Below are 18,854 nucleotides of genomic sequence, written 5' to 3'. Positions count from 1 at the left end.
CCCCTTTTATGTTTCTTGTCTCTTGTCTATGTTTGAACATTTCATGGCGTTTTTATTATTCTTTCTACTTTACATAATTTCTTCATAATTTTTTATTATATTAAAGAACAAACCGGCGACTGGCTTTATGAAAATCGAGAAGATTACTGGAGGGATAAAAATGGAGCAATCCGGAGCTTTGAACCGTGTAGCACTTGAATTAGGTCCTATAACAATCTATTGGTATGGTGTTATTATCATAACTGGTGCTTTAATTGGGCTGTGGTTGGCCACTAAAGAAGCAAAAAGAAAAAAACTACCTGAAGACACTTTTGTTAATCTAGTAGTATGGGCTTTCCCTTTATCTATCGTTAGTGCAAGAATCTATTATGTGTTGTTTCAATGGGATTATTATTCCCAACACCTTAATGATATCGTTAAGATTTGGGAGGGAGGAATTGCAATCCATGGAGCTTTAATTGGAGCAGTGGCTACCACCGTTGTTTATGCTAATAAAAAGAAACTTTCCTTTTGGCTCTTGGCCGATATCGCTGCTCCAAGTCTTATCTTAGCTCAAGCAATTGGAAGGTGGGGAAATTTTATCAATCAAGAGGCTCATGGAGGACCAGTGACGAAAAATTATTTAGAGAAATTAAATTTACCGGATTTTATTATTAATCAAATGTATATAGATGGAAGGTATTATCATCCAACTTTTTTATATGAATCTTTGTGGAACGTATCCGGCTTTTTTATTCTCTTGTTTTTAAGAAAAGTAAGATTAAAAACAGGTGAATTATTTCTTCTTTATATAATTTGGTACTCAATTGGTAGATTCTTTGTGGAAGGTTTACGGACAGACAGTTTAATGCTAGGTGAAACTATCCGTATGGCTCAGGTAATGTCTATCTCCCTCATTTTTATAGCCATTATTTTGATATGGTATCGTCGTCTATTAAATAGAGTTGAAAAATCTAATTAATTTCTTGCATATTGATAATAAAAAGTATGTAGAAGCTTTGCAAAATCATACGCTCTACTATTAAAAATGAAGACTTGAATATATCTGATTAGGAGATTTTCCATGTACACCTTATTAAATGAAATGAGCAATTTATTAAATAGGCCTTTTTTAAATATGGCCAATAATGCCGAGGCAATTCCAATAATAGGGGCACTTGCTTTAGGCTTAGTCGGGGCGCTGGCTCCATGCCAAATCTCTGGGAATATAAGTGCTATTACTTTATACGGCAATCGTGCTCTTCAAAAAAGTATTAACTGGATTGAGATACTATTGTTTACTTTAGGAAAGGTTATTGTTTTTTCTGCCTTAGGATTCATTGTCTGGCTATTAGGAAATGAAGTTAAACCCATGCTTATACAGGTTTTCCCTTGGATTCGCAAAACTATGGGACCACTCATGATTATTGTAGGTCTATTTATGATAGGCGTAATTAAAATTAGGTGGAACAACCCTCAAATAAGAGTATTTACTAAAAAAAGCAGATTAGGTTCATTTTTAATGGGGGCAACTTTTGCTCTGGCATTTTGTCCAACCATGTTCGTCTTGTTTTTTGTAAGTTTAATGCCTCTAGTGTTATCGACATCCTATGGTGCAATTTTGCCTGGAATATTTGCTATCGGAACATCGTTCCCGTTAATTCTTTTCGTTACATTTATCTGGTTCTTTGGATTTGATGGAACTTTACTTAAACGAGGCAGAAAAATAGGTGCTCATGTTCAAAAGGCAGCTGGTGTGTTTATGATTTTTCTAGGTCTATTAGATATTTTTACATATTGGTAATTTTTATTTTTTGGTCTTTACAAAATGCTCATTTATCTTGAGGGTTTACTTTTCTAATTTTGTAGAATAAATAGCTACTAATAATAAAAATAAAAATAACGATTTGCCATTGAACTGAAAATCCAAAAATCTGATTGATCGAGTAGGCCTCAATGAATAATGAAGGAATTTTCCCAAATGTGCTTGCTAGGCTGAATGAGAGTAGTCTCATTTGACTGAAAGCAGCCGTCAGTGTAACCAAACCAGAAGGGATAAAAGGCAAAATTCTTAAAATAACTACTAGAATGATCGCTTCCATTCCCTTTTTATTTTTTAACTTTTTCAGAAATCTATTTTTTGGCTGCACCTGGACCTTGTTGAGACTGTGGCGATAAAGAATAAAACTAATAATAGCTCCTCCAGCTTCTCCAATAATTGATACAAGTAGCCCCGTCTTAAAGCCGAAAAAAGCAATGTTCGCTGTTGTGATAAAAGCGCTCGGTAGGAATCCTGAAATCGATATAATAATATTAAGGCTGGTACTAATTAAAAAGACGAAAATTGGATTTGCTGGAAGCCATTGAACGAGTTCATTTTCCATTTTTTAATTCCTTTCTGGATTAATTCCATCTGCCACTTGTCTTGAAGTATATTAATAAAACTTCTCACTTTAATTGTAAAGTTCAAAATTGTCTTTTACCTATGACATTACCACACATTTTATTCCCCGTTCGCCTACAATACACATTGTTCCATTGATAAGTTTTCAAAAATCCTTAAAGTGTTAACCGTTTCTCCAAAGAATCTTCAAATCTTTTTTTTATACTGTCATTACATCATTCGAAATTGGAGGAATAAGCATGAGAAAGTTTTTATTAGTTCTTCTATTTGCTGTATTTGCAATAATAGGGGTTGCTTGCTCTAATTCAGAGAGCATGGAAGGTCATGACATGTCCAAAATGAATAATTCTGAGAACACTCAAAACGTGAAGGACACAAGTAATAAAAACAGTTCAACAACAGAAGAAACCGAAATTAAAACTGGAAATGAATTTACCATTACAGCCAAAGAGGCTGTTAATAAATTTGATGAAGATACTTCCCTACCTGTTTGGACCTATGATGGATCCGTTCCAGGCACTCAATTAAAAGTAAAACAGGGAGAACGGTTAAAAATACATTTAAAGAATGAACTTCCTGAACCTGTTACCATTCATTGGCATGGACTGCCTGTTCCAAATAGCCAAGATGGTATTCCAGGTGTAACAATGAATGCTGTTCAACCCGGAAAAACTTTTACTTATGAGTTTATCGCTACTGTTCCCGGGACTTACTGGTATCACTCTCATCAAGACAGTGTTAATCAGATTGACAAAGGATTATATGGTACATTGATTGTAGAGGGAACGGGTGAAAAGGTTGATAAAGATTATACATTGGTTTTAGATGAATGGATTAGTAAACCCGGAAAAGATGATATGGATATGAGTCAGGGAAACATGGAAGGTATGGATCATTCCAATATGGATATGGGCGGAGCTAATTCAAAAAATGGTGAAAGGGAAGGCATGGATCACTCTGGTATGGATATGGAAGGTCATGATATGAGTATGTATGATTTATATACAATTAACGGTAAGAGTGGCGACTCAATTCCTTCGCTTACTGTAAAAGAAGGAGATCGGGTAAAGGTTCGTTTGGTGAATGCCGGATACATGTCTCATAAAATCCATTTACACGGTCATAAATTTCAAGTTACCTCTACAGACGGACAGTTGATTAAAAATCCTGGAAATCTTGAAAATTCTTTAGTAGAGATTGCACCCGGTGAACGCTATGATATAGAATTCACTGCTGACAATCCTGGTACATGGTTTATTGAATCCCATGATGAAAATGATGCTGCTAAAGGAATGAAGACAAAAATCGTATATGAAAACGTAGACAAAAAGAGGGATCAAACGAACCAAAGTGAACAGCTTCCTGTATTAGATATTACGAAATATGGCAAAAATCCGTCATCTATAGAAAAAAATCAATATGATGTTGAATATACAATGGATTTGGGTACGTCTATGGGCAAAGAGGAAATGGTGTATACGATTAATGGTAAGATCTATCCAAAAACAGAACCACTGAATGTGAAAAAGGGCGACTTAGTAAAAGTAATTTTGAGAAATACTTCTAAAGCAGATGATCATCCTATGCACTTACACGGCCATTTCTTTCAAGTCTTAAGTAAAAATGGCAAACCAATAGAAGGTTCTCCACTTATGAAAGACACCTTGAATCTTAAGCCTGGAGAAGAATATGTTGTCGTTTTTAAAGCCGATAATCCTGGAAATTGGATGTTCCATTGTCACGATCTACACCATGCATCTGCTGGAATGGTTACCGAGGTTAAGTACGAAGGTTTTAAACCTGAATTTGTACCAGACCCAAGTGCTAACAATATACCTGAGTAATTTCTTTGCATTCTATAAAAAAACATAAGAATTTTTAGGGCTGTTGACTTTTGTCAACAGCCCTGTTTAACTCTTGATATTATGAAGTCTTTTCAAATGATGTAGACCATTTTATTTTTAATGAATAGAGTCAATACATCCAATCAGCCTTTTTTCAATATCTGCGGCTACTTCTTTTAATTTTTGGTTTTCTAGCATGGTAATTAATGCTGTTGGTTTCGGCATCCCAATTTTTGTTTGACCACTTTCTTCATATACAACAATTTTACATGGAAGAAAGTATCCTGCTAAGCTCTCTTCCTCTAACACACGTTTTGCTTCATGTGGGTTACACACTTCCAGTACCATAAAGCGTTTATCAAACTCCAGTCCTTTCTCTTGTAGCTTATCTTTAATATCAAACTGCCAAAGCACACCAAATTTTTCACTCTTTAAAGACTCTTCCAGTTTTGTAATAGCCTCTTCTACAGAAATAGACACTTCTTTTGTATAGTGAAACATCATCAAGGCATCCCTCCTTTAGAGTTTAAACCCAATCCCACCAAAAAATGTGCAGAAATTAAGGGGTGAACTCAGAACTAAAAATAAAAAAACAGAGTAACTCTTTACTCTGTTTCCCCGTTTGATAATATTTTATTCCAACCTTCTTTTGGGTCTTGCGTAATGTACACGTCATTTTTAGCTGTCACAAACATCATTTCTGTTTCTTTTTGGGGGTTAGATTCCAGATAAATCGGAGGATTGTCTGCAGCTAGAGAAGGCGCATTGAGCTTTATCTCTTTCTTATCGGCCAGATTTATTTCGTGTAGAACAGGTTTGTCGCCCTCCACCGCGGAGTATACAATGGACTCTTTTTTAAATGCTAACGAAGTAACCATTCCTTTTGTTTGAACAAATGAAAAATCCTTTCCGTAGTTTTCTGATAAAAAGATACCTTCCTTCGCATATAACGCGATTAGGTTTCCCTTTGAAGGGTGAACATCTAGGCCACCAAGTGAGCTTGACGTCACACCATTTAATGCAGCCTGGGTCCAATCCTTTCCTTCATTTTTTGTATAAAATACTCCTGTGCCTATTTTGGAATTTGGCATTTCATTTACAGCATAAATAATTCCTGTTTCGTAGCTGGCTCCAAGGTAATGAAAGTCTGTTTCTCCGTAGAAAGCTAAGTTTTCCAAGCTTTTTCCTTCATCTGTGCTTTTCGTAAGGCCTAAAGGGTTTTTTAAGTCTGACCCTTCTTCCGGGTGTCCACTGGCATAAAAACCGTCTTTAAACGTTTGAAAACCCATATAATCATGGTTATTTTCGGTCGTTTTATACCATGATTCGTTTTCATATTTGAAGAGACCACTATGTGTAGCTACAACCGGCGCTTGTTCTTCTCCCAAATATCCTGCTCCATGAATATGCTCGACTTTCTCACCTTCTGCTTTGACAAAATACTCTTCTTTCCCGTTATTGGAGCATGCTGTTAATAAAAATAAGGCAACAGTCCCGCTTATTAGTATTCTATTACTTTTTTTCAACTTTAAATTCTCTCCCTTTTTACAATAATGAACGCGAGTTATTATCTTTTTCATTCCAATAACCCACCTTAATGTTTTGAATTGGATCGTTCAATTCTTCGTCATCCATTTGTATCCGACTCCCCAAACAGTAGCTAAATGTAAGTCAACTGGAAAGTTTACCTGTCTCAATTTATCACGAATGTTACGGATATGGGAATCAATCGTCCTGTCTTCTGTAATTGCATTGTTTCCCCAAACAGCTTCAATTAAATGCGTCCGTGAGAAAACTTTGTTGGGATTTTTCAGTAGTAAGCCCAGCAAAGAGAACTCTTTTGGAGTGATTTGAATAGACTGTCCTTCATAGATTAATTCATGAGCTGCTCCATCCCACAAAAGCTCCTTAAATTCAATTTTTACCTTGCTTTTGTCTTCTACTCTCCTGAATAGAGCTTCTATTCTTGCAAGCAATTCTGCTTCATCGAATGGCTTGGTTACATAATCATCGGCACCTATTTGCAAGCCTTTGACTATATCCTCCTTCTCATTTCTGGCTGTTAACATAATGATAGGAACATCTGAAAGCTCTCTTATTTGGCTGCAGGTACTCCACCCATCCATTTCTGGCATCATGATATCTAATAAGATTAAATCAGCAGCATTATTTTTCATGTAGGAAATAGCTTCCGCCCCTGAATTCACTTTGATACATCGATAGTTGGATGATAAGTAAATACTTAATAAATCAAGCATTCTTGCTTCATCATCCACAAGCAATACTGTTTTCATTCTGTCATCTCCTCTATCTGAATAAAAAACGCACTTCCTTTGCCAAGTTCACTTTTCACCTCAATGTAGCCTTGGTGTGCTTCTACCAGTTCTTTTACAATCGATAACCCCAAGCCTGTCCCGCCAAAATCTCTGGAACGGGATTTATCTACCCTATAAAACCGCTCAAATATAAAAGGAATGTCTTCTTTAGGAATGCCACGCCCCTCATCCCTGACCTCGATTAAAACATCTCCCTTTTCTCTTTTAACAAAGACGCTTGTTTTGGTGTATGGATCTGAGTATTTGATGGCATTATCAAATAAATTTAAAAAAACTTGTTCAAATCTCATAGGATCGATTAAAACATGTATATTCTTATTGCAATTAACCTCAAGGTTCATGTCTTTTTCTTTAAATGCTGGTAGCATCTTTTCACAGATGGCATGTAAATAGGAGCATAGCTGTACTTTCTCCTCATGAATAACAAAAGTATTTTTATCTATTTTGGCTAAGTCAAACAAATCTTTGATCATGTTCGATAATTTTTCAGATTCTTCATAAATGATACCGAGATAACGTTCTCTATCTTCATTCGCAAGGTTCCTTCGTCTAGCTACATCCGAATATCCTTTGATATAAGTTAGCGGTGTTCTCAATTCGTGAGATATACTGGATAAAAACTCGCTTCTCTCTTCTTTAAGGTGCTTTAAGTCTTTTGCAAGAATGGTTATGGATCGGGACAGATCACCTAGCTCATCTTCCCCCATATTAGGCAAGTGAACAGAAAAATCTCCCCTGCTCAACCTTTCTGTGGCCCTCTTCATTTGAATAAGAGGAGTGGTTATAGATTTGGTAAGGAAAAGAATCGTTAAGATTAAAAGAGTAACGGTTATGACCGCAGCAATTAAAAAATGATGGTTTAGTCTTGAGATTAAACTCTGTACCTGATCAGTGCTTTTAAACATAAACACATACCCTTTTTGTTGTCCATTAACGGCGTAAGGGCTGACAGTAGAAATATACTTTTCACTTTTCCATCTGTTCTCCAGTATTTTCCCGTTACGAGGAACAGGTTCAATCTTTTTATATAAAATCTCTTTCTCTTCCTTATCTAGTTTGGAAGAAGAGATAATTATGTTCTTCTCCTGATCCGTAATAATAACTTCCGTGTCGGCATTCCATTCCATTACAGCAATATGATGAAGAGTTTCCTCATTGTATGAGTCTTCCAGAACTTCTCTATGATTGTTCCCTCTTGCCTGCAGTGCAATTAATTCTTCCTCTACTCTGCTTTTCACCATGCTTGTATGTAAAAAAAAGAATAAGCAGACTTCAATTATCAACATAACAAAGAAAAACCAAAGGCCTAGTTTTATAGTTATTTTATTGATTATCATCACCACTTTTTAATTCACTGCCTATATCATAACGAATAAGCATCGATTTTTTGTGCAGTTTTTAAGGAGTTTTTATTAAAACGTTAAAAAATAAACGAAGCGGGTAGACTTTAATTGATTAAAAAATAAAGGAGGATGTTTTTATGAATGCAACGTACGAAGAATGTATTAAAGCTTGTCTCGAGTGTATGGAAGCCTGTAATGCTTGTTATGATGCGTGTTTAAACGAGAGTGATATAAAAATGATGGCTGACTGTATCCGATTAGACAGAGAATGTGCAGACATTTGCGCATTTGCCGCGAAATCCATGCAATCTAACAGCCCATTTGCCAAACAAATTTGCCAGTTATGTGCTAATATTTGCGAAGCATGTGGAAATGAGTGCAAAAAACATGATCATGATCATTGTCAGAAATGTGCTGAAATGTGCTTCCATTGTGCTGAAGAGTGCCGCAAGATGGGAGCTTAATCTAAGGTGGATTGGAGCCAATTAGAACAGCCTATACACTTAATCGTGTATAGGCTGTTTTAATCTGTTTGTTTTGCTTTCTTGTTTGATCATTTCACTATATTCTCAAATAGGCAAAATAAAATAATAATCTTTATACTTTTAACTCTTCAACGATATTCAAAAACTTGTCATAACTGTCTTTACGAAGACAATAAATTCGTTTAAAAACAATAAAATTCATCTTTCTGCTAAAGCTCCGGGTTGTTTTTGTGGGATTGCTTTCATTGAATTTGGTTTCTTTTCTTGTTTATTTCTTACCTGCTTCAGTTCATCGTTCCAGTCTTTTTCATTACTAGGAATATCGATCTTTAACATGTCATTATTGACTACCTGCTTCACCTTCTCAATAAATTCTTTTCCAGCTTTATCATTATCAACCGCAAGAACAACGTTGTTAATGTTTAAGCCTTCTTTTTTAGCTTCAAGGTAGGATTGGAAAACTGTTTTTAGTTTCAGCCCATTCATGCTTACCATTCGAGCGTTTGTCAATTTTTTTTGCTTAATGCTCCAATAAGAGAGTAGATCAATAGGACTTTCAAAGAAATAAAGGGTATCAGGCCGACCTACATCTACTGTAAAACCTGAATGTTCCTTCCCATTTTTCAAGATTTGCTTAAATGAACCTCTCTTATTATCTATTTTGATAGTACCCTGTCGCTCTGCCCCAATGATTTTTCCTTTGCCGCCTTTTTCTCTCCATTTAAAGATGACATTCTTTTTTCGGTCTTGAGCAATCAGTTCTTTTTGGATTAACCAATTTACCAGACGAAGATCTATTTTACGGTCATTGGTTAAATAATTCCTGATAGCTGATTGATCGTTTACTTCATATTGTGAAGGATAACGAAATGGCTGCTTATTTTTTACATAATCCTCTTTTGCATGGTCAATGGTTTGGTAATTGTCAGCGTTTAAATCCTGAACAGCTTCCACAAAAGACATATTGTAAAACATCTGGGCAAAATTAACGGCCCCATAGCCTTTTTCTCCCCGACTATTCCAAGCATACATATTTCCTCTAATGACTAAGCTATCATGGTCTACATGACGATAATAGTTTCCTTCCTTTTTAAAACGTTCTCCTTTGGCTTCAAGATATGATAACAAATCGACTTCTCTTGCTTTCATAATCTCTTCCTCAGTGACCCGCTTTTTAGCCATTGAGGTCAACCTCCTTTACTTCTTTTTTTGGGAGAACTCCATTTGTAGTTCATTGTCGGCATTTAATATAAGAATGGCTTCAAAAGTGGTTCCTTTCTTTTTGCTTTTAAAGCCTTTAATCAGGCTGCTTTTCCTTGTATCAAGCAATTTTTTAATATTGCTGACACTAATGGCTTTGCTCAAATAGGTTTTTGGAAGGGAAAAACGGCAACCGTTCGTGTACCCTTCACATCCATAAAATTTGCCCTTGTCGATCACCGCTTTCTGACAGGCAGGGCATACGCCAATTTGGGAAGAGGTTTTTATGCTATTGATACTTTGAGTTACTTTGTCTACTTCTAACTGTTTAGGAGCTTCATGGAGCAAGTGACGAATGAATTTTTCGATGTTTTTTAAAAAGGTTTCTTGGTTCCCTTTTCTCTCGCCAATCTTTTTCAAATAGATCTCCCACTTAGCCGTCATTTCCGGACTGGAAAGCAAGGTGCCTTTTACCGCTTCACACAAAATAATTCCTTTTTCAGTAATAGAAACTGTATTCTTTTTTACTTCTATATAAGATTTTTTCTTTAATGTCTCAATAGTGTCAGCTCTTGTTGCTTCTGTGCCAATCCCTTCTGTTTCTTTCAATATGGCTCTGGACTCTTCATCTTCGACAGCTAAATTCCCCTTATATCCAGCTGTTTTCATGACTTTAATTAATTCCCCTTCTGTAAAGGGCTTTGGCGGTGTTGTCACGCTTTCTCTAGTGTCTATAGTTGATGTAATAACTTCTCCTTCTATAAGGGGTACAGCCAGCATTTCGGAAATTTTGTACGCTAAGCAAATTTCCATCTAAAAAAGCCGATTTTTCCTACGTTAAGGAATCATCGGCTTGATATTAAAAGATGGTTATCCTGCACAACAAGATAGTTTGGATACATCTTTGTCAAACGTTAGAGCAGCCAGCTTCAGTCCTTCTGCCATTGTCAAATATGGTGCAAGGGTTTCGCGAAGATCCTCTACGGTTAAACCGAATTTGACAGCTAATGTCGCTGCATAAATCACGTCTCCTGCGTTTTCTGCCACCACATGAGCCCCTAATATTTTCAACGTTTTCGCGTCCGCAACCAGTTTAAACAGGCCGGTTGTTTCCCGATTAACCAGTGCTCTTGGAACGGCATCTAACGGCAAGACGGATGTTTTCACTTCATATCCTTTCTCTTTTGCCTGTTGCTCCGTTAAACCAACCGTTGCAATGGCTGGAGCTGTAAATGTAACCCCCGGAACCACTTCTAAATTCAGCTTTTTGTTCAGTCCACCGATAGCATTTCCTGCCGCAACTCCACCTTGATAAGCTGCTACATATACAAATTGAGGACTAAGCGTGACATCTCCTGCTGCATAGATGCGTGAATTCGTTGTTTTTGAATACTCATTGATTACAATTTCACCACGGGGGCCTACTTCAACGCCTGCATCCTGTAAATTCAAGGTTGCCGTGTTTGGTGTTCTTCCTGTGGCAACCAGTAATTGATCTGCCTCAATGATTCGCTTCTTGCCATTTATCTCAACATGGACCTTTTTAATGTCTCCATCTTGTTCGATTCGTTCAAAAGATGCTCCCGTCACTAAGTTGACCCCTTGTTCTGTCAAGGCTTGCGTGATCGCTTCTGAAACCTCAGGATCGTATTCCTTTAACAAACGCGGGCTTCTTTGCATCAATGTGACTTCTGAGCCTAGATTATGGAAGAGTTGTCCCAATTCCATCCCGATATAGCCAGAACCGATGACCGTAAGACGCTTAGGCACCTTCTTTAATTCAAGCAGCGTTGTACTTGTTAAATAATCGACTTCATCCAGTCCAGGAATGTTTGGCACTGCTGGTGAAGCACCTGTCGCGATTAAGAATCGTTTGGCTGACAACTGCATGCCATTGACTTCAACGGTTTTTTCATCTACGAATTTCGCTTCGCCTTTGATTAATTCAAAGCCGTAGTCATCAATCAAATCCACATATTTTGAGTTTCGAAGATCCGTCACCAGTTCATTTTTCTGCTTGATCAATGGTGCCAAATCAACGTCGCCAGCTGACGTGTGCAATCCGATGAATGGATTATTTTTTGCCAGATGATTGATTTCGCCAGCCCGAAGCAAAGTCTTTGAAGGAACACAGCCGATGTTCACGCATGTTCCACCAACCGTACCACGTTCAATGATTGCCACTTTTGCTCCGTATTTCACGGCTTCGATGGCAGATGAAAAGGCAGCCCCACCAGAACCGATGATGATGTAGTCATAATCACCTTCATCACCTAACTGCATCATTTCTTGCGATTGTACTTCTTCTGCTTCGCCTGGTTGATATTTCGCTTCAGCAATCGCTTTTTTCGCTGTTTCAACCTCTAAGCCATTTGGTAGCACAAATACAGCTTCGCCACGGCGAAAATCTACTTCAATCCCTCTTGCACCCATGTTTTCAAGAGCAACAGCTACATGCTCTTCACAACCCGTACAAGTCATCCCTTGAACGTTCATTCGATATTTTTTCATGTTAACTCCCTCCTTTTATTCGACTCCAAGCCCGAAATCCAAAACTGCCGTCTTAATTGCCTGTAAATCCGTTTTCTTATCATCAAAGGAAACCGTTACTTCGGCCTTGCTTCCACTGACTTTAATGGCTGTTTTGCTAACGCCATCTACCTGTTTTAGAACCCTTTCTACAACAGATGGCGGGCAACAATCCATCCCCAAAACCGTAAATGTCCCTGTTTTAGTTGTTTCAATGGTAGCTTTTGCTTCCTGCTTAGCATCTATAGTATTTTGTGCTTCTTTTTCGTTACTACACGCACTAACCACCAGCAAAAGAGATAATACCATCATAATTCTGATTATTTGTACTCTCATATAAAGTACCTCATTTTTTATAGTCCACCTTCAACTAGAAATAAAAAAAGAAACATGCCGAAAACAAAAAGCGTCGTAATCCATAAGCCAATGACAGAACTTTTTCTTTTTCCCTTTCTCCCATAAACCATATAAAAGGAGTAAGCAAGAAGGATGATGGTAGCAATGCTGAACATTAACCGATATTTCAGTGAGTAAAAGGCTAATGCTCCTGCAAATCCAGTTAGTCCAAGAGGAATGAAAATCAGTGGACCTAGGCAGCATGCAGCCATAACAAAAGCTGAAAATACAGTAGCTACTTGCGACACTTTTTCCTTCATGATTTAAACCTCTCCATACTGCAACAATCATGCGTTTTTGTTTCCTTTTTTGTTTCATTCTTTGTTTCTGGGTCAAGTTTTCTCCAGCCCTTGAAAAGAGCAAAAACAAATAACAGACCCATCACGATGAAAATAACATCTTTAAAGTCCGTGAAGTATGAACCCAGTGCCGTTCCTGCAACCAACGGAAGCAGTAAAAACAGATGACACGGGCATGTGATTAGTGCGACAAGAAACCAGCCTGAACTTTTTATTGTGTTTTTCATCCTGTTTCACCTCTTATTTCTTCATCAATGTTTCAATAATGGGGCATTCGTAAATATCTTTGTTTTCAGGACATCTTTCTTTAAGATCCATCAGCATTTGTTCAATTCTTTTGAGATCTTGAATTTTATGCTGGATGTCTTCTATCTTAAGAACGGTGAAATCATACATATCACGACACTTTGCTTCATCGCGATCGACGACCCCTAGCAATTTGTCTATTTCATTTAAGCTAAATCCTAATTCCTGCATCCGTTTTATGAAATTCAACCGATCGGCCGTTTGTTGTGAATACATTCGGTATCCTTTTTCGGTACGCTCAGGCTCTGGAATTAAGCCTAAACGCTCATAATATCTAATGGTCTCTTTGTTAACGTTACACTTCTCTGCGATTTCTCCGACTCGAAAATGCAATTTACTTCACCTCACATATAATATAAACCCTGTACCATAGTACATGGTCAATATATTTTACTCCCTTCAATTAAATGATTCCAATACCGAAAACGACCGTTTATGGTACTGATAAATATTTTTAAAAAAACAACCTATTTCTATTAATCTATAGATTCAAAACTCATTCCCAAAATCAAAGTAACATTTTTAATATCTAATGCCGTTTTTGGTGCTAATATAGGGTTATAAATTACTTTTGCAGGTGATGAATGATGATATTTGGTTATGCACGTGTAAGTACGGAGGAACAAAACTTGGATATGCAAGTTGATGCCCTTACAAAATATGGGGTAGAGAAAATTTATAAAGAAAAGTTGACCGGAACTAGAAAAGATAGACCCCAACTAGAAGAACTTCTTAAGGTCTTACGCAGTGGCGACAAAATTGTTGTATATAAACTTGATCGTATTTCACGTTCTACAAAACATCTAATTGAACTTAGTGAATTATTCAATGATATGGGCGTAGATTTTGTCTCTATTAATGACAGTATTGATACTTCAACTGCAATGGGGAAGTTTTTCTTTCGTACAATGGCAAATATTGCAGAGTTAGAACGAGATATTATTAGCGAAAGGACAAAATCAGGACTTCAAGCAGCAAGATCCAGAGGAAGGAAAGGTGGCAGACCATCGAAGAAAATGGACAAAGTTGAAATGGCAATTAAAATGTATAAGAGCAAGGATTATACAATCAACCAAATTACAGAAGCAACAGGAATTAGCAAAACCTCACTGTATAGATACTTAGACAAAGTAAATTAGGCTCATACCAAAATTATTAATAAGGATTGATTTAACTTGAGTGTGAAAGAACTGCTGACACAAGAACAGCGCAAGGAAATTTTAAACCTTAATAATTTATCAGAATTTGAATTTACTTCTTATTACAGTCTATCTGACTATGATATTGATGTTATAAATCGTCATAGAAGAGATCATAATCGCTTAGGGTTCGCACTCCAATTATGCATTCTTAGAAATCCCGGTTGTTCTTTAATTAATATGTTAGAAATACCCGAAAACCTTATTAAATATGTCGCTAATCAAATTAATGTAGATCCAGAGGTTTTCTCTTCATATGCTCAACGTGATACAACTAGACGTGAGCATTTAGAAGAAATACGTCAAGTATATGGATATAGAAACTTTAATAACAGTGATTATCGTACGATTTCTAATGTTCTTTTAAAAGCCGCATTGGAAAATGGGAATTCAATGTATCTAGTACGCACAGCAATTGATTTATTAAGAAAGAAAAAAATAATTCTTCCTGCTATACCAACAATCGAAAGGATGGTTTGGATAGCAAGAACGCGTGCAGAGAAAAAAATATATGCCATACTAACAAGTAATCTTTCCGAAAGACATAAGCGTGAACTAGAAAAGTTAATCGATTTAACGGTAAATAATAATAAAACCCAATTAGCTTGGCTTCGGGAAATTCCCGGACAGTCGTCACCAGATTCTTTTATAAAAGTCATAAAAAGATTAAAGTACATTAAAGAAATGAATATTGCAGCCAATACGGCATTAATACACCCCAATAGACTTTTACAATTGGCGCGAATTGGGGCAAGATATGAACCCCATTCTTTTAGAAGATTTAACGAAGATAAAAGATATGCATTATTAGTCGCTCACTTAATCACTCTCTCCCAAGACTTAACTGACCATGCCATTGAAATTCATGATAGACAAATGATGGTGTTACAAGCAAAAGGCAGAAAAACACAAGAAGAGATGCAAAAACAAAATGGAAAGTCAGTAAATGAAAAAGTTGTGCATTACGCAGATATAGGAACGGCTTTAATTAAAGCCAAAGAGGAAGGTATTGATCCCTATGGGGCACTAGAGCAAGTAATGCCGTGGGATAAAATTGTAGAATCGATTGAGGAAGCTAAATTATTATCAAGACCAATGGATTATGATTACCTTGATTTAATAAAAACTCGATATAACTATTTAAGGAAATATACTCCGAGCTTGTTGGATTCTTTAGTGTTCAAATCTACTAAATCAGCAGAGCCTTTATTAAAAGCATTAGATACCATACGCGAATTAAATGATTCTGGAAAAAGGAAAATCCCTGATGGCTCACCTTTGAGTTTTGTTCCTAAACGTTGGCAAAAACATGTTTTTGATGATGAAGGTAACATTAACCGTCAATATTATGAAATGGCTGCCTTAACAGAACTCAAAAACTCTATCCGTTCTGGTGATGTTTGGGTTGAAGGTAGTCGATTACATAAGGATTTTGAAGAATATTTAGTGTCAAAAGATGATTGGGGAAAAGCAAAGACTGAAGGGACTAATATAGCTGTTAATATAAGTTTTGAACAGTATATACAGGAAAGATGCGGAACTTTAAATACTAAACTTCAATGGATTTCTAAAAATATTGATAAAGTTGAAAGTATCAACATTGAAAAACAAAGGATACATATTGAAAGACTTCAAGCTGATACTCCTGAAGAAGCTAGAAATTTCAGCTTATCGCTTTATAATATGCTTCCTAGAGTTAAACTTACTGATTTATTAATGGAGGTAGCTGAATGGACTGGATTTGACGAATCATTTGTTCACGCTTCTTCAAATCAACCCCCTAAAGGTGAGGAAAAGTCTATTGTGATGGCTTCAATAATGGCAATGGGGACAAATATTGGATTAACTAAAATGGCGGAAGCAACTCCTGATATTTCATATCGCCAGATGGCCAATGTTATGCAATGGAGATTACATGAAGATGCGATGACTCGCGCACAAGCTACACTGGTAAATTATCAGCACCGTATATCATTAACTTCATATTGGGGAGATGGGACAACATCATCTTCTGATGGTATGCGTGTTCCTGTCGGTGTATCATCGTTACATGCAGATTCAAATCCGCATTACGGAACTGGGAAAGGTACGACCATTTATCGTTTTACAAGTGATCAGTTTTCTTCCTTTTATGCAAAAGTTATTAATACAAATGCAAGGGATGCCGTACATGTGATAGATGGATTATTACATCATGAATCTGACCTTTCAATTGAAGAGCATTACACTGATACAGCCGGTTACACGGATCAAGTTTTCGGATTAAGTCATTTGTTAGGGTTTCGTTTTGCACCAAGACTAAGAGATATAAGTGACGCTAAATTATATACCATTTCTTCTCCTAATAATTTTTCAAACATAAAAGGCATACTTCGAGGAAAGATTAACACAAACGTTATTAAAGAGAATTTTGATGATGTATTAAGGCTGGCACATTCAATTCGAGAAGGAAGAGTTTCTGGATCATTAATCATGGGGAAATTAGGTTCATATGCAAGACAAAATAAAATAGCTACAGCTCTCAGAGAGATTGGGAGAATTGAAAAAACAATCTTTATTCTTGACTATATAACAAATGAAACATTAAGAAGAAGGATACATCGTGGGTTAAATAAAGGAGAAGCCATGAATGGATTGGCTAGAGCTTTATTTTTTGGTAAACGTGGAGAATTTAGAGAGCGTGGCATACAAGATCAACTACAAAGAGCCAGTGCGTTAAATATATTGATCAATGCAATTAGCGTATGGAATACTGTGTATTTAAGTGAAGTAACAAAAGAATTTAAGAAAAATAATGTCCTAAAAGAAGAATTACTTCCACACATTTCACCTTTAGGATGGGAACATATTAATTTTCTTGGAGAATATAAATTTGATTCAAATAGATTACCAGCTAATTCGCTAAGGCCCTTAAATAGAAACTAATCCCTAACATAAGCCAAATCCCTTAGCGTACAGGTATTTGGCTTTTTTCGTGTCGAATTTTGCTTACCGTACAAAATTTCCGAAATGTTGGCTGTACCCCTATAAGGAGAGGGAGCTTGGATTCTGTTTCTTCTTCATCCTCTTTGCTTTCTTGAAAAAGAGCTTTCCATCCCTGTTTCCTTTCAACTTTTCCGGTCTGTTTAAATAACAATCCGTTTAGGTCAATCTCAACTTTGGTTTCTTCATATTCGTAATCCGGTGCAAACATAGCCGCAGCAGTCGCTAAGACTTCCATGTAAATGTTCTTTTCTTTCATTTCTAATTGGTCGATTTCTTGATGTGTGAGTGCTTTCTTTGTCGGAATAATAGCGTAGTGTTCTTGAACCTTAGAAGGCTCTACATAGCCTTTGCGAGCGTCCTTATAGGCAATCTCAAAGTTAAGTAATGATTGATAGTGATTGATGTTGGCAGAAAGATAATTAAATTCTGCCTCTGTGATGAAATGACAATCTGTACGTGGGTAGCTCAAAAGCTTTTTTTCATACAATCCCTGGACAGTTTTTAAAACATCGGAAGGGCTATACTTCCACAATTTATTGGCTCGTTCTTGCAAGCTAGATAGACTGTGCAATCGGGGGGATTTCTTCTTTTTTATCTGCTTTTCAACCTTACTAATCGTTCCTTCATTCTTTTTTTGAATGCTATGCTCTTCCAATTTGCGTTGAAGTTTTTCCATCGAATCAAACTTCTCCGCATATTTAGCTGTAAATGTTCCGTTTTTTGCTGTCACATGGGCATAAATCTCATAGAAGGTAGTGGGTTTAAAGTTTTCTATATCTTGCTGCCTTTGATAGATAAGAAATAAAGTTGGTGTTTGCACTCTTCCAACTGAAAAACTATCTTTCAGCCCTTTATTCTGTAAAAGAAGGCTGTACAACCTTGAAGTATTAATCCCGACTACCCAATCAGCGATTTGCCGAGTCTGAGCTTCATAATACAAAGGTAAAAAGTCGTTTCCATTTTTAAGATTTTTAAATCCTCGAATGATTTCTTCTGTTTCTAATGAGTTAATCCATAATCGCTTTGTCGGCTTATTGAAAGCCCCAGCAAGAGAAATAATCGAACGCGCGATATTTTCTCCCTCTCGATCACAGTCGGTCCCGACAATAATTTCTGTTGCTTCCTGCAATAACTTTTTAACGACATTGAATTGCTGTTTTTTTGAAGCATCCACTTTGAACTTGAATGTTTCGGGGAGAACAGGTAACGAACTTAAAGACCATTTCTCCCATTCCTCTTTATAATCCGCTGGCTCCTGTAACTCGACTAAATGGCCAACCCCCCATGTAATATAGGCTTTTCCTTTGAAAAAACGATAATCTTCCACTTCAATAAATCCTTTTTGTTTTTTCTGGCTGGAGAATGCTTCGGCATAATGACGAGCTTGATCTGGCTTTTCAGCTAAAATAACCGTTGTCATCTTCTGTCCTCCTAAAATAAAAAGCCCCAATCAAAAGAAAGATCAGGGCTTGGTTCTTCTTATTACATTTCTAATGCTAATTCTTGTTTTTTCTCTTTCTTTGTTTTAGCTTTTTGATGATCGCTGGCT

At 36.6% G+C, this 18,854-nt stretch carries 19 protein-coding genes; 6 read left to right on the top strand and 13 right to left on the bottom strand.

What is annotated here, in order from left to right; translation table 11 throughout:
* Nucleotides 1-160: 160 nt before the first annotated feature.
* A complete protein-coding gene (gene lgt / locus AC623_RS20515) occupies nucleotides 161-961 on the top strand; it encodes a prolipoprotein diacylglyceryl transferase (protein WP_049666887.1) in 801 nt (266 codons plus the stop codon).
* A 102-nt stretch (nucleotides 962-1,063) separates the two neighbouring features.
* On the top strand, nucleotides 1,064-1,783 hold the full coding sequence (locus AC623_RS20510) for an urease accessory protein UreH domain-containing protein (protein ID WP_049666886.1): 720 nt from the start codon (nucleotides 1,064-1,066) through the stop codon (nucleotides 1,781-1,783).
* A 28-nt stretch (nucleotides 1,784-1,811) separates the two neighbouring features.
* On the opposite strand, the gene AC623_RS20505 is transcribed toward AC623_RS20510, so the two are convergent.
* Entirely contained in the window at nucleotides 1,812-2,363 is a 552-nt protein-coding gene (locus tag AC623_RS20505; protein WP_049666884.1) for a TVP38/TMEM64 family protein, read from the bottom strand.
* Nucleotides 2,364-2,622: 259 nt separating this feature from the next.
* Here AC623_RS20505 and AC623_RS20500 point away from each other — a divergent pair, with 259 nt between their 5' ends.
* On the top strand, nucleotides 2,623-4,227 hold the full coding sequence (locus AC623_RS20500) for a multicopper oxidase family protein (protein WP_049666883.1): 1,605 nt from the start codon (nucleotides 2,623-2,625) through the stop codon (nucleotides 4,225-4,227).
* A gap of 117 nt (nucleotides 4,228-4,344) precedes the next feature.
* Here AC623_RS20500 and AC623_RS20495 read toward each other — a convergent pair whose 3' ends face one another.
* The 4 genes from AC623_RS20495 to AC623_RS20480 all read right to left on the bottom strand — a co-directional run bounded on the left by AC623_RS20495 (nucleotide 4,345) and on the right by AC623_RS20480 (nucleotide 7,900).
* On the bottom strand, nucleotides 4,345-4,728 hold the full coding sequence (locus AC623_RS20495; RefSeq protein WP_049666960.1) for a DUF302 domain-containing protein: 384 nt from the start codon (nucleotides 4,726-4,728) through the stop codon (nucleotides 4,345-4,347).
* 104 nt (nucleotides 4,729-4,832) lie between these two features.
* A complete protein-coding gene (locus AC623_RS20490) occupies nucleotides 4,833-5,807 on the bottom strand; it encodes a F510_1955 family glycosylhydrolase (RefSeq protein WP_049666878.1) in 975 nt (324 codons plus the stop codon).
* Nucleotides 5,808-5,843: 36 nt separating this feature from the next.
* On the bottom strand, nucleotides 5,844-6,521 hold the full coding sequence (locus AC623_RS20485; RefSeq protein ID WP_049666876.1) for a response regulator transcription factor: 678 nt from the start codon (nucleotides 6,519-6,521) through the stop codon (nucleotides 5,844-5,846).
* Nucleotides 6,518-7,900 (bottom strand): HAMP domain-containing sensor histidine kinase, encoded by a 1,383-nt coding sequence (locus AC623_RS20480; RefSeq protein WP_231603732.1) that lies wholly within the window; start codon nucleotides 7,898-7,900, stop codon nucleotides 6,518-6,520. Before AC623_RS20480 ends, AC623_RS20485 begins: the two co-directional genes overlap by 4 nt.
* 143 nt (nucleotides 7,901-8,043) lie before the next feature.
* Between AC623_RS20480 and AC623_RS20475 the strand changes: the two genes are divergently transcribed.
* A complete protein-coding gene (locus AC623_RS20475) occupies nucleotides 8,044-8,370 on the top strand; it encodes a four-helix bundle copper-binding protein (RefSeq protein WP_049666875.1) in 327 nt (108 codons plus the stop codon).
* Between the two features lie 219 nt (nucleotides 8,371-8,589).
* Here AC623_RS20475 and AC623_RS20470 read toward each other — a convergent pair whose 3' ends face one another.
* From AC623_RS20470 to merR1, 7 genes are read right to left on the bottom strand one after another with little or no spacing between them, the layout of a single operon-like run.
* Nucleotides 8,590-9,573 carry a toprim domain-containing protein gene (locus tag AC623_RS20470; RefSeq protein WP_049666873.1) on the bottom strand — a complete coding sequence of 328 codons (984 nt, stop codon included), beginning with the start codon at nucleotides 9,571-9,573 and terminating at the stop codon, nucleotides 8,590-8,592.
* Nucleotides 9,574-9,588: 15 nt separating this feature from the next.
* Nucleotides 9,589-10,404, bottom strand: a complete 816-nt coding sequence (locus tag AC623_RS20465; RefSeq protein WP_082174578.1) for a type IA DNA topoisomerase — start codon at nucleotides 10,402-10,404, stop codon at nucleotides 9,589-9,591.
* 57 nt (nucleotides 10,405-10,461) lie between these two features.
* Complete coding sequence (merA, locus tag AC623_RS20460; protein WP_049666872.1) at nucleotides 10,462-12,102, bottom strand: mercury(II) reductase; 1,641 nt, start codon at nucleotides 12,100-12,102, stop codon at nucleotides 10,462-10,464.
* Nucleotides 12,103-12,117: 15 nt separating this feature from the next.
* Entirely contained in the window at nucleotides 12,118-12,456 is a 339-nt protein-coding gene (gene merP / locus AC623_RS20455; protein ID WP_049666870.1) for a mercury resistance system substrate-binding protein MerP, read from the bottom strand.
* A gap of 17 nt (nucleotides 12,457-12,473) precedes the next feature.
* The gene (gene merT, locus AC623_RS20450; protein WP_049666869.1) at nucleotides 12,474-12,776 is read right to left on the bottom strand and encodes a mercuric transport protein MerT; all 303 of its coding nucleotides are present in this window, start codon (nucleotides 12,774-12,776) and stop codon (nucleotides 12,474-12,476) included.
* Nucleotides 12,773-13,042, bottom strand: a complete 270-nt coding sequence (locus tag AC623_RS20445) for a hypothetical protein (protein ID WP_047914437.1) — start codon at nucleotides 13,040-13,042, stop codon at nucleotides 12,773-12,775. Before AC623_RS20445 ends, merT begins: the two co-directional genes overlap by 4 nt.
* 13 nt (nucleotides 13,043-13,055) lie before the next feature.
* Entirely contained in the window at nucleotides 13,056-13,454 is a 399-nt protein-coding gene (merR1, locus tag AC623_RS20440) for a mercury resistance transcriptional regulator MerR1 (protein ID WP_049666866.1), read from the bottom strand.
* Between the two features lie 254 nt (nucleotides 13,455-13,708).
* Here merR1 and AC623_RS20435 point away from each other — a divergent pair, with 254 nt between their 5' ends.
* Both AC623_RS20435 and AC623_RS20430 read left to right on the top strand, forming a co-directional pair.
* Nucleotides 13,709-14,260 carry a recombinase family protein gene (locus AC623_RS20435; protein ID WP_049666865.1) on the top strand — a complete coding sequence of 184 codons (552 nt, stop codon included), beginning with the start codon at nucleotides 13,709-13,711 and terminating at the stop codon, nucleotides 14,258-14,260.
* Between the two features lie 36 nt (nucleotides 14,261-14,296).
* Complete coding sequence (locus AC623_RS20430) at nucleotides 14,297-17,245, top strand: Tn3 family transposase (protein WP_049666863.1); 2,949 nt, start codon at nucleotides 14,297-14,299, stop codon at nucleotides 17,243-17,245.
* Between the two features lie 22 nt (nucleotides 17,246-17,267).
* Here AC623_RS20430 and AC623_RS20425 read toward each other — a convergent pair whose 3' ends face one another.
* Nucleotides 17,268-18,725: a DNA topoisomerase gene (locus AC623_RS20425; protein WP_082174577.1), complete on the bottom strand. Its 1,458-nt coding sequence runs from the start codon at nucleotides 18,723-18,725 to the stop codon at nucleotides 17,268-17,270.
* Nucleotides 18,726-18,854 lie beyond the last annotated feature (129 nt).

This window comes from Bacillus sp. FJAT-27231 (assembly GCF_001183975.1).
In the GTDB taxonomy this organism is placed as follows: Bacteria; Bacillota; Bacilli; order Bacillales; family Domibacillaceae; genus Pseudobacillus; species Pseudobacillus wudalianchiensis.
Note: the sequence above shows the minus strand (reverse complement) of the source record. Positions and strands in the feature narration are given on the sequence as shown.

Coding starts and splice junctions, on each gene's coding strand:
- lgt (WP_049666887.1), top strand. CDS start 161: ATGGAGCAATCCGGAGCTTTGAACCGTGTAGCACTTGAATTAGGTCCT.
- AC623_RS20510 (WP_049666886.1), top strand. CDS start 1,064: ATGTACACCTTATTAAATGAAATGAGCAATTTATTAAATAGGCCTTTT.
- AC623_RS20505 (WP_049666884.1), bottom strand. CDS start 2,363: ATGGAAAATGAACTCGTTCAATGGCTTCCAGCAAATCCAATTTTCGTC.
- AC623_RS20500 (WP_049666883.1), top strand. CDS start 2,623: ATGAGAAAGTTTTTATTAGTTCTTCTATTTGCTGTATTTGCAATAATA.
- AC623_RS20495 (WP_049666960.1), bottom strand. CDS start 4,728: ATGTTTCACTATACAAAAGAAGTGTCTATTTCTGTAGAAGAGGCTATT.
- AC623_RS20490 (WP_049666878.1), bottom strand. CDS start 5,807: ATGAAAAAGATAATAACTCGCGTTCATTATTGTAAAAAGGGAGAGAAT.
- AC623_RS20485 (WP_049666876.1), bottom strand. CDS start 6,521: ATGAAAACAGTATTGCTTGTGGATGATGAAGCAAGAATGCTTGATTTA.
- AC623_RS20480 (WP_231603732.1), bottom strand. CDS start 7,900: ATGATAATCAATAAAATAACTATAAAACTAGGCCTTTGGTTTTTCTTT.
- AC623_RS20475 (WP_049666875.1), top strand. CDS start 8,044: ATGAATGCAACGTACGAAGAATGTATTAAAGCTTGTCTCGAGTGTATG.
- AC623_RS20470 (WP_049666873.1), bottom strand. CDS start 9,573: ATGGCTAAAAAGCGGGTCACTGAGGAAGAGATTATGAAAGCAAGAGAA.
- AC623_RS20465 (WP_082174578.1), bottom strand. CDS start 10,404: ATGGAAATTTGCTTAGCGTACAAAATTTCCGAAATGCTGGCTGTACCC.
- merA (WP_049666872.1), bottom strand. CDS start 12,102: ATGAAAAAATATCGAATGAACGTTCAAGGGATGACTTGTACGGGTTGT.
- merP (WP_049666870.1), bottom strand. CDS start 12,456: ATGAGAGTACAAATAATCAGAATTATGATGGTATTATCTCTTTTGCTG.
- merT (WP_049666869.1), bottom strand. CDS start 12,776: ATGAAGGAAAAAGTGTCGCAAGTAGCTACTGTATTTTCAGCTTTTGTT.
- AC623_RS20445 (WP_047914437.1), bottom strand. CDS start 13,042: ATGAAAAACACAATAAAAAGTTCAGGCTGGTTTCTTGTCGCACTAATC.
- AC623_RS20435 (WP_049666865.1), top strand. CDS start 13,709: ATGATATTTGGTTATGCACGTGTAAGTACGGAGGAACAAAACTTGGAT.
- AC623_RS20425 (WP_082174577.1), bottom strand. CDS start 18,725: ATGACAACGGTTATTTTAGCTGAAAAGCCAGATCAAGCTCGTCATTAT.